The organism is Shewanella sp. FeAMO (assembly GCF_053653955.1).
Genome location: NZ_CM132201.1, coordinates 3,500,365 through 3,515,321 on the forward strand (window position 1 = coordinate 3,500,365; position 14,957 = coordinate 3,515,321).

The 14,957-nt window shown below is 51.9% G+C and carries 11 protein-coding genes; 5 read left to right on the forward strand and 6 right to left on the reverse strand.

Features of this window, described 5'->3' with window-relative positions:
- Positions 1-284: 284 nt before the first annotated feature.
- The 5 genes from ACWAU4_RS15730 to ACWAU4_RS15750 all read left to right on the forward strand — a co-directional run bounded on the left by ACWAU4_RS15730 (position 285) and on the right by ACWAU4_RS15750 (position 8,531).
- Entirely contained in the window at positions 285-1,562 is a 1,278-nt protein-coding gene (locus ACWAU4_RS15730) for a YjiH family protein (protein ID WP_243880387.1), read from the forward strand.
- Between the two features lie 139 nt (positions 1,563-1,701).
- Positions 1,702-5,352 carry a two-component regulator propeller domain-containing protein gene (locus ACWAU4_RS15735; protein WP_208124966.1) on the forward strand — a complete coding sequence of 1,217 codons (3,651 nt, stop codon included), beginning with the start codon at positions 1,702-1,704 and terminating at the stop codon, positions 5,350-5,352.
- Positions 5,353-5,441: 89 nt separating this feature from the next.
- On the forward strand, positions 5,442-6,308 hold the full coding sequence (locus ACWAU4_RS15740) for a UDP-2,3-diacylglucosamine diphosphatase (RefSeq protein WP_052658119.1): 867 nt from the start codon (positions 5,442-5,444) through the stop codon (positions 6,306-6,308).
- 15 nt (positions 6,309-6,323) lie between these two features.
- Positions 6,324-8,072 carry a bifunctional ornithine lipid synthase OlsF gene (olsF, locus tag ACWAU4_RS15745; RefSeq protein WP_275955702.1) on the forward strand — a complete coding sequence of 583 codons (1,749 nt, stop codon included), beginning with the start codon at positions 6,324-6,326 and terminating at the stop codon, positions 8,070-8,072.
- 51 nt (positions 8,073-8,123) lie between these two features.
- Entirely contained in the window at positions 8,124-8,531 is a 408-nt protein-coding gene (locus ACWAU4_RS15750; protein ID WP_025011917.1) for a CBS domain-containing protein, read from the forward strand.
- Between the two features lie 37 nt (positions 8,532-8,568).
- On the opposite strand, the gene ACWAU4_RS15755 is transcribed toward ACWAU4_RS15750, so the two are convergent.
- Genes ACWAU4_RS15755 through pilV form a run of 6 tightly spaced genes read right to left on the reverse strand, consistent with a single transcriptional unit; the run spans position 8,569 to position 14,831 of the window.
- Entirely contained in the window at positions 8,569-8,868 is a 300-nt protein-coding gene (locus ACWAU4_RS15755) for a TapY2 family type IVa secretion system protein (RefSeq protein ID WP_141250864.1), read from the reverse strand.
- The gene (locus tag ACWAU4_RS15760) at positions 8,865-9,260 is read right to left on the reverse strand and encodes a type IV pilin protein (protein WP_208124967.1); all 396 of its coding nucleotides are present in this window, start codon (positions 9,258-9,260) and stop codon (positions 8,865-8,867) included. The genes ACWAU4_RS15755 and ACWAU4_RS15760 overlap by 4 nt, the downstream gene beginning before the upstream one ends.
- An 8-nt stretch (positions 9,261-9,268) precedes the next feature.
- Entirely contained in the window at positions 9,269-12,850 is a 3,582-nt protein-coding gene (locus tag ACWAU4_RS15765; RefSeq protein WP_208124968.1) for a pilus assembly protein, read from the reverse strand.
- Positions 12,847-13,305 carry a PilX N-terminal domain-containing pilus assembly protein gene (locus ACWAU4_RS15770; protein WP_044735902.1) on the reverse strand — a complete coding sequence of 153 codons (459 nt, stop codon included), beginning with the start codon at positions 13,303-13,305 and terminating at the stop codon, positions 12,847-12,849. The genes ACWAU4_RS15765 and ACWAU4_RS15770 overlap by 4 nt, the downstream gene beginning before the upstream one ends.
- A gap of 10 nt (positions 13,306-13,315) precedes the next feature.
- Positions 13,316-14,275: a PilW family protein gene (locus tag ACWAU4_RS15775; RefSeq protein ID WP_025011915.1), complete on the reverse strand. Its 960-nt coding sequence runs from the start codon at positions 14,273-14,275 to the stop codon at positions 13,316-13,318.
- Positions 14,276-14,279: 4 nt separating this feature from the next.
- Positions 14,280-14,831, reverse strand: coding sequence for a type IV pilus modification protein PilV (gene pilV, locus ACWAU4_RS15780; RefSeq protein ID WP_025011914.1), 552 nt, complete (start codon positions 14,829-14,831; stop codon positions 14,280-14,282).
- Between the last annotated feature and the right edge of the window lie 126 nt (positions 14,832-14,957).

The following is a 14,957-nucleotide window of genomic DNA, read 5'->3' on the forward strand; positions in this document are numbered from 1 at the left end:
AGCAAGGACAGGAAATAACTATGCTGTTGTGATCAAAGAGACAGAACTGACAGCGAATGAATTTACATAGCCGCGCTAAGGGGGTAATCTTGCCCCCTTAAATTCGGGGGCCGGTTGAATGAAAATGCATTCAGAGCCAATATTGCCCCTGGCGAGTAGCTTTGTTACTCATCCAATTAGTGTAGATTCAGGGTGTAATAACCGTGGCAGACGAAAAACAACCCCGCAACATAACAACCATACTCACCTTCCTGGTGCCATCTCTGCTCGGCGTCTTACTCTTTATGACGCCTATCAGCTATAACAACGAACTGACCATTCCTGTGGCGGTGTTGGCCGGTGAACTCAAGAATTTGCTCAATGATTATTTGACCAGCATAATTTGCGCCATAGTGGTATTTACCGCCACGGCCAGTGTATTGGTGAAACTCCTGCGCCCCGGTTTTATCCGCCGCAGCAAGTTTCTCAATTCCCTGTTGAATATCAGCCCTGCCTGGCTCTTGGTCAGGGTTTTGGGCGCCATATTTATCTGTCTGACCTTCTTCCAGGTTGGCCCTGAGATGCTCATAGCCGATTCCACCGGCGCCTTGGTGATGAATGGCCTGTTGCCACTGCTGTTCTGTGTATTCTTTTTTGCCGGTATGTTCCTGCCTTTGTTGCTCAACTTTGGCCTGCTGGAACTCTTCGGAACCTTACTGACCAAGTTGATGCGGCCGGTGTTCAACCTGCCGGGACGCAGCGCCATCGACTGTATGGCCTCCTGGCTCGGGGATGGTAGCGTTGGTATTTTGCTGACCAGTAAACAGTATGAGAACCGCTTCTATACCCAGCGTGAGGCGGCGGTTATCGGCACCACCTTCTCGGCAGTCTCCATCACTTTTACCCTTGTGGTACTCACCCAAGTGAAACTGCAGGCAATGTTTGTACCCTTCTACCTGACAGTCTGTCTGGCCGGTATTGTTGCCGCCATAATAGTGCCCAAGTTGCCGCCGCTGTCGCGCAAGAAGGATGTTTATGTTGATGGCAGCCCCAGACAAAAAGATGATGAGTCGCTGCCAAAAGGTCATAACTCTCTGTCCTGGGGACTGGATCTGGCGCTCACCAAGGCGTCCCACACAGGTGGCGTATTCAAGGTGCTCTCCGAAGGGGTGAAAAATGTCATCGATATGATCTTCGGTGTGCTCCCTGTCGTAATGGCATTGGGGACCATAGCTCTGGTCATCGCCGAATACACCCCGGTATTTAACTATCTTGGTAAGCCTTTTATTCCATTGTTGGAACTGATGCAGATCCCCGAAGCTACCCAAGCCTCCAAGACTATAGTCGTCGGGTTTGCTGATATGTTTATCCCCTCGATTCTGGCCACCAGCATAGAATCCGACATGACACGCTTTGTGATTGCGGCGCTGTCTGTCACCCAATTGATCTACATGAGTGAAGTAGGTGCCTTGCTTATCGGCAGCAAGATACCGGTGAAAATTTGGGAGTTGTTTGCCATCTTCCTGCTGCGAACCCTGGTTACTCTGCCTGTGATTGCCGGGATGGCACATCTACTGTTCTAAGGGCAATTTAGCCGGACTTCCCCACAACGGCCGCTACATGCGGCCGTTTTTTATTTCTAAGCACTAGAATGTGCTCACAAAATTCGCATTTCGGCCACCAGCATCTACACTGAAAAAAGTTCGTTTTTGAGGCTTTTCGGTGAAAATCTTTGCGTTGCTGCTCCTTTTTACGGCACTTTGGTGCCTCGATAGCCTGACGCCGTCATTGGGCTATCGCCCCGTCCTTGAGCAATTTCAGGCCGAAGACGGCTTGTCGATGAACACTGTCAATGACCTCGCCACAGACGATCGTGGTCACCTGTGGATAGCCACACAAGCCGGACTCAACCGCTTCGATGGCGAACATTTCAGAATCTACAGTAAGCAGGACGCTCCCCACGGCCCTAGTGGCAATCACATTGAAAGGCTGTTGTTTTCAAGCCAGAAGGAGTTGTGGCTGCTGACCTTGAGCGATGGCCTGAATCTTTATCATCCGGACAGTGGCCGCTTTGAAATATTGGGTGCCGAAGCCGATCTGCCGCTGACCGGGATCCGCGAGCTGGCAGAAGACAAGCAAGGCATGCTCTGGCTGCTGATGGATGATGCCAAGGTTTGGCGCTACGACCCAAAACGCCGCCAACGCCTGGATAGCCAGCAGCTTCAGACAAATACCGTTTCACAACTGAGGTTTTATGCAACGCCTTCCGGCGACTTGTATCTTGCAGGAGACTCGCTCTGGCAGCTGGATGACAGCAAGTCCTGGCAACAGATGACAATATTGCCGCAGTCTGCTCAGGTAGAGTCTCTGATACAGGCCAAAGACGGCAGTTTATGGCTCGCAAGCAAAGGAACGCTCTGGCACTGGTCTTTGGGAACCGAGGCCGTGCCTTACTCCATCAACCAACTTGGCGATGCCGGCATTCGGCATATGGTTTTGGATCCACAGCAACGTCTCTGGTTGGCGGTGGATAAACTCGGTCTAGTGCGGTTTACACCTCAAACCCGGGAGCTTCTTTGGCAACAAAACAGCGATGGCAAGACCATCCAGACGCTGCATCTGGATGACAGCAACCAACTTTGGATAGCGACCAAGGGAGCCGGTCTCGGTAAGCTGGATCTCAATCAGGAAGCCATGGGAAAACTGCTCCCCAACAGTTTCGAGAACCACAACCTGGGTAATGGCGATGTCAGAGCGATTTTTCGCGATCATCTGGGGCAACTCTGGGTCGGCACCGCCAGCGGCCTTTATCAGGCACTGGAGTCTGACTCAGGCAAAATTCAAGGCTTCAAACCCTCGCCGCTAGCAAGCCAACTGCTGGATAAGGCCTTTATCGGTTTTATCAAAGAAGACAGTCAGGGCCGGCTGTGGATTGGCACTCGGGGCGAAGGCTTACTGATCTTCAATGCCGAGCGCGACAGCTATCTGCACTATCGCCATCAGGCCAATGAACCGGGCTCACTACCGGCCAACACCCTCTACAGTTTAACCTTTGATCAAAGTGGCATTGCCTGGATAGCAACCAAAGAAGCCGGAGTCAGCCGTTATCTTGGTATCGAAAAAGGCTTTGCCGCGCCGGATGCCACGCCGCTGCCCAAAACAGAAACCACTTCGATACTGGAGGATAACGGCGGCAATATCTGGATCACCAGTTACGGTGAAGGCCTATTCAGGCTCAAGCCGGATGGCAGTGTATCTCATTGGTCCACGGATACTGAAGTCCCTCTACCCAGCAAGCATCTGTTTTCCATCTACCAACATCCGGATGGACAGTTATGGATAGCATCCAGTGACGGCGTATTCTCATTCACCCCGGATAGCGGGCAGTATCAAATGTTTGATCGCCAACACGGCCTGATAGGCGATGTCGCCTACCTGATGCAACATGATGCCGACAACAAACTCTGGATTGGCAGCGCCAGCGGCCTGTCATGGCTGGATCCCGCAACAGGCACAAGCCGGAATTTTGCTTATGAAGATGGCTTGCAAGCCAACGAGTTCAACTTTGGCGCCGGGTTTCTCGATCGGGACGGTAGCTTGTTTCTCGGCGGTGTAAAAGGTCTCAACCATATCCAGCCCCCCGCTTTACCAGCGAGGAAACCTCCGGCGCAGCCGATCATAGATGAACTGCAGGCCCTGGGGCAAACACAAGAGCACGCACCAAAACCCTGGAGCCGACAGAAACTGGTTCTGGGGGTTGATGCCTTGCCGCTGAGTCTCAAATTCCACAGCCCGAACCTGCATCACGCCAGGCATCTTGAGTATCAATACAAACTCGAAGGCATGCAGCAGGAGTGGCTCAATACCCGGGGGGCCAGAACCGCCTTCTTCCCGGCGCTCAAACCCGGTGACTATCGCTTTATGGTCAGAGCTGTGGATATTGACGGCAATACCAGCCCGGCGCAGAGCCTGCTGCTGAGCATAACCCCCAGGCCCTGGCAAAGCCCCTGGGCTTATACTATTTACAGCTTATTGTTGCTGAGCCTGATATTTGGCTTTGCCTATAACAGGTGGCAGAAGTTTATTGAGCAACGAAAACTGCTGCAACAGGTGGCGAGCAGCGAGCAAAAGCTGCAACTGGCACTTATCGGCAGTGGCGATGAGTTTTGGGATTGGGATTTGCAGGCACAGGAGGCCAATCGCAATAACGCATTTCTCTGGTATCCCGAGCCCGAAACCCACCTGAAAGATACGCTGGAGCGCTGTGTCCATCCCGAAGACTTGCCGCTCATCTGGCCCGAGATTGATGCCTGCCTTCATAAAGGCCGGCAAGAATTTGAACTCAGCTATCGCGGCAAGACCCAGGACGACAGCTGGCTTTGGGTACTCAACCGTGGCCGGGTCATGACCAGGGATCAAGAGGGGCGCCCTTTAAGGATTACAGGAACCATCAAGGATATTCAGAAACTGAAAGAAACCGAATCGGCACTGCGTCGCTTCAATCAGGAGTTGGAGCAGAGGGTTAAACAGCGCACTGAAGCGCTGCAACAGAGCAATGATGAACTGAACCACACCCTGGAAGAGTTACGACTGGCGCAGTCTGAACTGCTGGATAAGGAGAAAATGGCCACACTTGGTGGTCTGGTTGCCAGCATCACCCATGAAGTCAACACTCCCATAGGCATCTGTGTCACCGCGGCTTCGCATCTGGCGGAGAATGTTAAAGCCTTCAACAAGCGCTTTTACGCCGAGGATGTCGATCAGCAGGATTTCGAACAGTACCAGAGTGAAGTGGCCGACTGCAGCCGACTGATGCTGACCAACCTGGAACGCGCCGCCAAGCTGATCCGCAGCTTCAAACAGCTCTCCGTCGATCAATCCCATGAAGAACTGCGGGAATTTAACCTGGGGCACTATCTGGATGAGATTTTCCTGTCGCTCAACCCCATGCTGCACCGCTCGCCTCACAAGTACAGCTATCAATGCCCGGCCGACATCACCCTCAACTCCACTCCGGGCGTCTTTTACCAAATTATCAGTAACCTCTTTACCAATTCACTGGTACACGCCTTTCCAGAAGGAAGCGAGGGACGGATGTCGCTCAATGTCAGCCGCACAGATAACGGCATAGAGCTTGTCTACCGTGATGATGGTTGCGGCATGAATACCGAAGTACAGCAGAATATTTTTGTTCCCTTTTTTACCACCAAACGCGGTAAAGGCGGCAGTGGCCTGGGGATGAACATAGTCTATAACCTGGTGACTCAAGTACTTGGCGGCGAGATCCGTCTGATCAGTGCACCGGGTCATGGCAGCGAGTTCCGCATCATACTGCCAAATGATATAGAGGTAAGTTCAGGGGCGTCACAATAAGGTCATCAAGACGTCACTTCAAGGTCAAATAACTGACTTAGAGTCTTTCACAGTCAAACCCGTTTCACTGGTTTTATCCAGGAGCCGCGATGAAAGACAGCAAGTCATTGGTAGCAAAACCATCGACATTTCACCCATCCTCCCGCCGCGCAGCCGAGTCTGTCATCAAGCTCAACGCCCTCTGGCTCTCGGATATTCACCTGGGCAGCATTGACTGCAAGGCCGAATATCTGCTGCATTTCCTAAACAGCGTTCAGCCCAAGGTGCTGTATCTGGTGGGGGACATAGTCGATATCTGGGCCCTCAAACGCCGGGTATTCTGGCCCGAGAGTCACAACCAACTGCTGCAAAAACTGCTGCAAATGGCACAGAGCGGCATCAAGCTGGTGTATCTGCCCGGCAACCATGACGAGCTGTTTAAGGATTACCACCAGCTGCAACTCGCCGATGTCATTATCAGCAAAGAGTACCGACATCAAACCCTGAGCGGCAAAACCCTGCTGATGCTGCATGGCGATCAATTTGACTCCGAAGTCTGTATCGGCCGTATCACCGCCCGCCTCGGCGATCACCTCTACGATGTATTGATGTTTCTCAACCGCCAATTGCACAAGGTTCGCCGCCGTCTCGGTTATCCCTATTGGTCTTTGGCCGGCTTTATCAAGCAAAGAGTCGGCAAGGCCCAGCAAGCCATCAACAGTTTTCGCGAAGCCGTGGTGCGTTATGGCCGCAAGCAGAAGGTGGACGGCATCATCTGTGGCCATATTCACCAGCCGGAGCTCACGGAAATGAGCGGCTTTATCTATGCCAATGATGGTGACTGGGTAGAGAACTGCACTCTATTGACTGAAACCCTCGAGGGCGAGCTGCAACTCGAGCGCTGGAATGAACAACTGGGCCGGACCGAAGTACTGAAACGCTTCGCCTGGCAGGGACAAGAACAACAAGCTGCTTAAATCAGGTACCCCATTATGATGTTTACCGTCGATAAAGTCGTGGAATCCAATCTGCCCAATATCAACAGCAAGCCTTGGCTCGCCAAGCCAACCAAGGCCTTACTGCGTTATCTGCTTAATGAGCGGGAGTGCAATGATATCGCCGGCCAATTCAGTTTTCTCAAGGGCGTGGATTTTGTTGAACAAGTGCTGGAAAGCTTTGCCGTCAGCTATACGGTTCCGGACAGTGAGGTGGAAAACATTCCCCATCAGGGCCGGGTCGTTATCTTCGCTAATCATCCAATAGGTTCGCTGGATGCTCTGGTGCTGATAAAACTAATCAGCGAAGTCAGGCCTGACATTAAAGTGGTTGCCAACGAGCTGTTGATGACACTGACGCCACTGCACAACATCCTGCTGCCGGTTCGCAATATGACAGGCGGAACCCCCAGACAACACCTGGAGAAGATCCATCAACATCTGCGCAGTGAAGGCGCTGTGCTCATCTTTCCATCGGGTGAGGTATCCAGACTCAGACCAAGCGGCATTCGCGATACCCAGTGGCAAACAGGCTTCCTGAAGATGGCTATCAACTGCAATGCGCCGCTGCTGCCCATGTATGTCGATGCCAAGAACTCGGCGACCTTTTACGGTGCTTCCATCTTGTATAAACCTTTGGCTACCCTGCTGTTGGTCAAGGAGATGTTTAAACAAGCCAGTAATACTCTGCCGGTGCGTATCGGCGAGCTTATCCCGGCCGAAGCGGTCAGCGGCAGTGACTTCCCGCTTAAAACCCGGGTCAGCCTGCTGAAGAACCACCTCTATCGCATAGGCAAGAACCGCAGCCCACTGTTCAACACCCAGAGCGCCATCGCCCATCCGGAAAAACGTCGTGAGTTGCAACAGGCTTTACTGCAGTGCGAACAGCTTGGTCAAACTCAGGATGACAAGCAGATTTTCCTCTATCGCCATCAGGGCAGCAGCCCAGTGATGCGGGAAATAGGTCGGCTGCGGGAGCTGGCTTTTCGCGCCGTGGGTGAAGGCACAGGAAAACGCAGAGACATAGACAAATACGACTCCAGTTATCTACACCTGGTACTCTGGGATCCCAAGGAGCTGGAGATAGTCGGCGCCTACCGTTTTGCCGAAGTCGCCCGCTTGCACAGTGCAGGTGAAAACCTCTACAGTGAGTCACTGTTTCACTATCAAACAGAATTTGCTCCCTATTTCGCCAAGGGCCTGGAACTCGGCCGCAGCTTTGTGCAACCTAAATATTGGGGAAAGCGCAGTCTCGATTATCTCTGGTACGGCATAGGTGCCTTTCTGGCTCGTCATCCCGGCTACCGCTACCTTTTCGGTCCTGTGACCATAAGCAATCAGTTGCCGGCACAGGCCAAGGAGATGTTGGTGCACTTCTACCTGCAGCAGTTTCCCTGTAAGACACAGCTGGCACAGTCTTTCACGCCTTTTGGTCTGCCTCCTGAGCGCCAGGCTGAACTGGATAAGCTCTATGTTGATTCAGATTACCAAGGCGCGTTCAAACTGCTCAAGCAGACCCTTGCCAGTATGGGCGCCGCTGTGCCAACTCTCTACAAGCAATACGGCGAACTTTGCCAGCCTGATGGGGTGCGCTTCCTCGCCTTTGGAGTGGATGCCGACTTTGCCGACTGTATTGATGGTTTGGTGCTGGTGGACTTGGACAAACTCAAGTTCAAGAAACGCAGCCGCTATATCGATTGTCATCTGCAGGAACTCAATCAGCAAGATGACAACGCTCCGAGTTAGCATTATTGACAGGGCTCTGATATAACAAAGAAAAGGTTATGGAGGATCCCTATGCAGCTCTGCATCGCCGATATCATGATCACCCGGGTCGTCACAGTGGAAATGGACGACCGCCTGAGTGTGGCCAAAGAGATATTTCATCATGCAGGCTTTCATCATCTGCTGGTGGTGGATGATGAAGGCAAGCTGGAAGGCGTCTTGTCCGAACGGGATCTGCTGCGGGCCTTAAGCCCCAATCTTGGCAGCGAAACGGCCACCAGCAGAGATCTGGAGACCCTCAATAAGCGGGTGCATCAAGTGATGAGCCGTAATCCTGTGACCGTTGCGCCTCATCTAGGCTTGGCTCAGGCATCCAGACTACTGCTGGAGAAAGATATAGGTTCACTGCCGGTACTGGAAAACGGTGAGATTGTCGGCATAGTGACCTGGAAAGATCTATTGCGAGCCTATTGCTGTTAACCACAATAGGCTCAGACTTCATAGGCCTGGGTGAAAGCTATCTCAGAGTTACCTCATCCAACTTACGGGCCTTTTCAGAGCTGAACTCCTCATTGAGCAACACACACTCACTGGCCTGCTTGATATAGTAACGTTTCCCCTGAGTATCCTTGAGCGGCTTGCTACTCAAACGCGCCATCAATAGCGGCTGCTTTTCCAGATCCCAACGATAAAAGGCAATTTGCTCTCCCTTGCTGGTGATCAAGTGACACTTCACCTCCTGCCGCTCGGCGGCATGAGTTGTCAAAACGATACCGGGCAAGATGAGCAACAAGCCATATTTGATTGATTTCATCATTTCCAACACTCCGCAGAGGCGCCGCCTTTAACCCCGGCGTCAGTCAAGGTCAGCGTCTTGCACTTGCTGTCACGACTGGCCTGTACCCCTTGCGCCGTTGCTGTCAGGGTAAAACTGCCGGTGCCGGTTGACGCTATGCTGTAGTGACCATTTTCAGTAATAAAGGGGCTGGCATTGAGCCCCAGTTTGGTCATATCCGTGGCGTAAGTGCGATTGTCCAAATAGTACTGCTCCTGCAGATTGGCCAGTCGCATCAAGGCTGCATGAGCCTCAGCCCTGGTACTCTTGGCAATGTACTGCACATAAGAGGGATAAGCGATCGCCGCCAGTATGCCGATAATGACCACAGTGATCATGGCTTCAATCAGGGTAAAACCCGCTGCTTTTTTCATCTCTTATCCTACTCATTCACATGATAATAAATCTTGTTGGTACTCAGGCCTGTATCCAGCGCCACTGTACCGGAACAGTTTTCACCGGTTTCATCACACTCACCGCGACCAATAATCAAGGCAGCATCTGGATTGTCCGGATTATCCGGGTCATCTGGATCTTTGGGCGGGGTAATGATCTTGGGTGGCTGAGGAATACAATCCTCACACACTTCCAAAAACTCATAATTGTAACGCCCGCCTTTATGCAGGTCGAAACTGTACAAGCGTCCGGTCGAAGAGATGAGACAGCTATTTTCAGTTTCGGGTGTCGACTGTGCCGGCACAAAGGAGGTGAAGTAGACACGCCCTTTGATGATGGCCGAAGGTGACAGACTCTTCTCACCAATGACAGAGAAGTTATAGTACCAGCCCAGCTTGGTACCAAAGTCGATATTCTCACTGTCGCTGCTTGGCGCCGCTGATGTCACATTGTAAAGGTTGGCCAAAGTGATCGGGCTGGGCACTGTCGCACCTGAGCCGCCAAAAGTCTTGGTCACCACGTTGCGATCCTGCAGCACAAAGAACATATCTTCGGCATCGGTAGCCAGTGGTGATGCCCTGTTACCACTGCCGAGCGTGACGGCATCATAAGGTACGTTTTGATATGCCGTAGTAGTACTGGTGTTACCGTCGGCATCTGTCGTCGTCACCCGGGTGACATTGGTAAATACCGTCTGGGCCACCACAGGTTCATAGAAGAAGCGGCGATCGGAAGATGCCAGCGCGCCGCCCACAGAGGCAAACTTGAAGCCACTCCAACTGGAGGTGTTTTCTGAAGGCATATCCATGCGCCAGACATTACCACCAAGGTCTGCGGCATATAACCTGTCTGTAGCGCCATCGCTGTTGCTGTCGAGAGTGGCTATTGAACCGGCAATGCTGTGTTCTATGCCGGTCAACGCTGTGCCACCATCGACACCAAAGCTATGCTTGAGTACCCCGGTTTCGGCGTCGACCAAGTACACATTGCGGCCATCTGAGTTGCTGCCTGTGTTGGCGTCATATCCCAGATTGTAACCACCGCCGAAGATCACTACAGGTTTATCTGAACCCGGCACCTTAGTCACAACCGGTGTCGACCAAGTCTGCCCCATATTGGCAAACCCGGCGCTATTGTTGTCAATCCGCCACATCATTCGAGGTGAATCCGGGGCGGTAACATCGAAGCCATAGTAAGAACTCCCGCCCCGGCGCATGCCGAAGAAGATCCAAGCCTTGGTAATGGCACCCGAGTCGTTGCGCTCCAAATAGGAAACCGGCGAGCCATCTATGCCATAAACACTGTGACCATTGGCATAGCTGTTATCTCTGAGTTCCTGCACATTACTGAGTAGCTCATAGGGCATAAAGGCCCAACTCTCTTCAACACTGCTACCCGTGTCTTTGAAGGCATGTAACATACCATGGTTGGTGCCAACGAAAATGCGCACATTGCTATTGCCATCGCCACCAAAGTCAATGGCAAGCGGTTGCGAGTGCATGGGGTCACCCATGATATCGCCGCGAACCCCGTTGTAATCGTCAGAGGTAAACTCGCCATTTTCATCTTTATCGACATTTTTGCCCTTGATCCACTCAAAGGCTTTTTCCAGCTCAGAGCTTTCTGTACCGGCGGCTACACTCATGTTCATATGAGTCAACAAGGCAAGGTCACCACCGGCATAGCTGGAAGCCTGATTCTTGCTCAGGGGCGCCAGGCCACCACCCACCTTGATGTTACTGTAGAGAGTACGGCTGTCAGGTACTATGGTTCTGGCTGCACCGCCTTCCTGTACATCGTTGCCATCAGGGTCCGGAGAGCAGTTACTCCATAGACTACAAGCCGTGTCTGCAATACCACCCGAACTTGAGATAGCCGGTCTGTCGTTGGCATCTATCAGTACGCCAGAAGAGTTCACCTTCAACTTCTTCAGGTTACCGGCCCACTTGGGCCCTTGAGATGGGCTGAACAAGGCATAATAGGCAGAGTCAAGAGTACGGGTTGGGTCAGCATTACTGAAGGCTACCCCTGGCGCCGAAAACCTTTGTCCTTCGTCCGTGATACTGTCAAGCACATTGCTGAAGGCCTGCTGCAGATCGGCCACACTATTGGCAGCATGGTATTTGCCCTTTCCTCGTCTGGCTGTCTCTTCCAGCAAGGGCTCGGCCGCAGATCCCTCATCCAGCGCAAAACCTATGGTGTGAGTTACCACCCTTTGGAATTTCTCCGTGGCCGGCAAAATATCGTTGCGATACATGTAACTGGCCAGCGCCGGCAGATAGCTCTTCTTTTCTCTACCGTAATAATCTACTTCATAGGTGTATGGGCTGTAATTACCGTCGGAGTTCACCCCCGAAGCGCTTGTAATGGATTGAATCGTGGCATCGGCAGATGAGTCCAGCGTTGGCACCCCATCGGTAATATAGATGATATAAGCAATATCGCTACAGACACTCATGGGAGACTTATAATTGCCGCTATTCTCAATGGTCGTGTCATACATAGGCCTGTTGGCGGTATACTTTATCGAGCCACTGTTATAGTTCCTATCACTGTGGCCAAAGGTAATCGGGCCGCCGCTAAAGTACCGATAGGCTTCAAACAAAGTTTCACAAAGTGGAGTGTTGGTTTCGGCCGGCAGGTTTTCAACCGTACTGATCAGGGTTTCTTTCTCAGGCGCCGTGCGGCTACGAATACCGGCGACGATTCGGCCACCATCCCGATCCCCCTCATAGCGATAGTTCATATTGAATACCGCCAGGCCAAAATCAACCGTCGGCATCGAACTTATCACCCCGGCGATAGCTGTCTTGGCAATATCCAGTCTGCTGAGGTCCTGAGTATCATCCAAGTCGCCATTCTTATATAGGGTGTACCAACGCAGATAATTGTCAGTGTATAAGGTTACCAGCTCGCCTTGGTTAAAGCCCATGGATTGCGCGTTGCTGAGTGCATTTGCTTCATTGCTGTATGGAATATAGTTTTTACCCACTTTGACGCTATTCTGTGGATAGCCATCACCATAGGTAACCCCATCTACTGTGATACCGTTATTGCTTGGATTGGCGGCTTCAATATCTTCCCAACAGTCCACCGGGTTGTTCTTTTCGGCGCCACTGTTTTCTTTTATCTGCTGCCAGGTTCCCTTGGCATTACCGGAAAACACAAACTCTCGGATATAACCGGTAAAACGACCATAGCGATCCAAGGCGGTTTTAGCGACGGCGCAACCATTGAGAGCATCGTTGAAACGGCGCGATTCCGAAGGGCTGTCCGGCACAGGTAATGAACTTTCATCCATCCCGGAGCCGACGGTAAAGTAGATCATCCTTCCTTGATAGGAATTCGAGGAACCGACAGGGGGATACTCTTCGGTTGGATCATATCCTCCTGGCACTCCGGTTTCTATGGTATCCATTGATGCCGAATTATCAAAAATAATCAGCACCTTGGCTCGTCCCTGATTTGGCGGCGGGATCAAGTAAAGGTCTGTATCATCGGCCGAGACTTGCCCGGAAGAGCCAACCAGCACAAACAACAAACCGCATAAACACTTTTTGAGTTTCATGATCCGCTCCCGTTAAGCACTTCCTGCTCAACTCCTTCGATAACTGTCAGTTGCCCGAGGTTGTCCCGGCCGTACCTAACCTGGCTGGAAACCTCCACTCTTCGGCACTTGATAAGATCTGTACCGCTGGCATCCCTGCTACGCTGACAGGAAACATTCCTGGCATCCACAGTGCCATCACTCTTTAATGGCAGAGGCGTCAAAACCTGAGTGCCACCCGAATAGCTGTTGCCTGTATCTATCGCTGTCATTGTCGCCAATTCTGCTTGGCTCTTGGCATTCAATACCGCCTGCAAACCACCGTCGGCCAAGGCCTTGGCTTCCACCCGCTCGGCACCGGCGCCGGCCATACGCAGCGACTGACTGGAGTTAACTGCCAGAGCCACCCCAATCAGGGTCAGAATAATCAAGAGGATAAGTGCGAAGAATAGTACGACTCCCCGCTGTTGTCTTATTTTCATCTGCTTAGTTCCTAATCAACACAGGGTTTTCAAGTACCACTGTGGTCGAAACCACTTTCCGGCGGAAGTTATCGCCACCACCACTGATGGCTCTGTCGCCGGTTTTGTCGCCCAGTGAGTAAGTCGCATTATTGGTGTAACTATTGTCAGCATTGGGCGAACGCACCAATAAAAATATTCTCAAGGCCACTATTCGCTGGAACAACTGGTTGTCCCACATCAGATCCGTCACATTCTGTACCGGCATAAAGCTATCGGCCGTGTCATCACCGTTCTCGTCGAAACCATAGAGAATACGCATGTTTTCGATACCCTCGACCAAGGGCTCGTCTACGTTCATTCCGCTGGCAGAGAGTGATTTGCGGGTCAGAACCGGCACGCCGTTGTTGTCTTTAATAAAGTAGACATGGTGTTGGTATTCCCACACCCTCTGGTTTTCAAGGCCGGGATCTGTATCTTTAAAAAACACCGCCTGGCTGGCCGTTGCTGCCACCCGAAAACCACTGGTGGCTCCGGGAGGGCCTACCAGTCGTTTAATCTGAATCACATCTGTCCCTGTCATCGCTGAATTGACACAGCTCAGTGAGCCGGCACTCACCCCGGCCTCATACCCCCAAAGACGTCTGAAGTGGGCCGGTTGGCCATTGGGCAGAGTGGCATTGTTGAGCCCTTGTCCAATACAATCTGTCCCGACAGCATCATCGACCCGAGCGTTGGTACCCAGCACGAAATCTGTCCCTGTCATATCGCCAAAGAAGCCTACCTGACTCAGATCCGGCACCATGATGGCCAACGCAATACGGCCATTTTCCTGTAACTGATTGAACTGCCCTGTGGTAGTAACATTAGTGGCAGACATACTGAACATGGCGAACAATCCGAGCGCCAGAAACAGACTGATGACCATGGCCACCATGAGTTCTACCAGAGAAAAACCCGACTGCTTTGAATTTTTCACACTCACCGCCTTAACCTTGATTGATCACTGTCTTGAGGATAAAGACCCGCCGGCGCTTACCCAAGCTACTGCCGCAGTCAGTCGTTTCATAGGCGGTGCCGGCGGTTTCCTGAATGCCTCGCCATGCCATCACAATAGTGACATTGCTTCCATTGACATTCAGACAAGCGGTAGCACTGTCGAGGCCGCCGACATTCTGGCTGCCCACGGCTTCAGCGGCGCCGGTAAAGAGTTCTTGCCATTGGTAAAGATCCCAGGCCAGGGTCTCGGCAGCAGTGCAGGTCACCGTGGCGCCAAGGGCCACATCGCAGGATTTTGCAGGAGCACTTCCGCCCCCGGAATAGGGAGAGCCGTCGTCGTAATTATTCAGTACCGTGTTATTAAGCTTCATCCGATTGAGGATATCGTTGGCAAAGTACGCCGCCTGAGTCTGTTGAAATGATTCAAAGCTGGCGCGCTTTGCCACTATATGTAAATTAAATATCCCGATAAGCCCTATCACCAAAATGACGAGCGCTACCATAACCTCAATCAGAGAGAATCCCTCTCTCCGTTTTTTCATCTGTGTCAAATCTCCAGACAATGCCATGTTTTTGACAATAAATTCAGCCTATTAGTTCTTTAATATCTTATAGTTAGCTCAAGACCACAATAATACCTGTTAATGATAGTTGAGTCGAATGTAAAT

Coding starts and splice junctions, on each gene's coding strand:
- ACWAU4_RS15730 (WP_243880387.1), top strand. CDS start 285: ATGACGCCTATCAGCTATAACAACGAACTGACCATTCCTGTGGCGGTG.
- ACWAU4_RS15740 (WP_052658119.1), top strand. CDS start 5,442: ATGAAAGACAGCAAGTCATTGGTAGCAAAACCATCGACATTTCACCCA.
- olsF (WP_275955702.1), top strand. CDS start 6,324: ATGATGTTTACCGTCGATAAAGTCGTGGAATCCAATCTGCCCAATATC.
- ACWAU4_RS15750 (WP_025011917.1), top strand. CDS start 8,124: ATGCAGCTCTGCATCGCCGATATCATGATCACCCGGGTCGTCACAGTG.
- ACWAU4_RS15755 (WP_141250864.1), bottom strand. CDS start 8,868: ATGATGAAATCAATCAAATATGGCTTGTTGCTCATCTTGCCCGGTATC.
- ACWAU4_RS15760 (WP_208124967.1), bottom strand. CDS start 9,260: ATGAAAAAAGCAGCGGGTTTTACCCTGATTGAAGCCATGATCACTGTG.
- ACWAU4_RS15765 (WP_208124968.1), bottom strand. CDS start 12,850: ATGAAACTCAAAAAGTGTTTATGCGGTTTGTTGTTTGTGCTGGTTGGC.
- pilV (WP_025011914.1), bottom strand. CDS start 14,831: ATGAAAAAACGGAGAGAGGGATTCTCTCTGATTGAGGTTATGGTAGCG.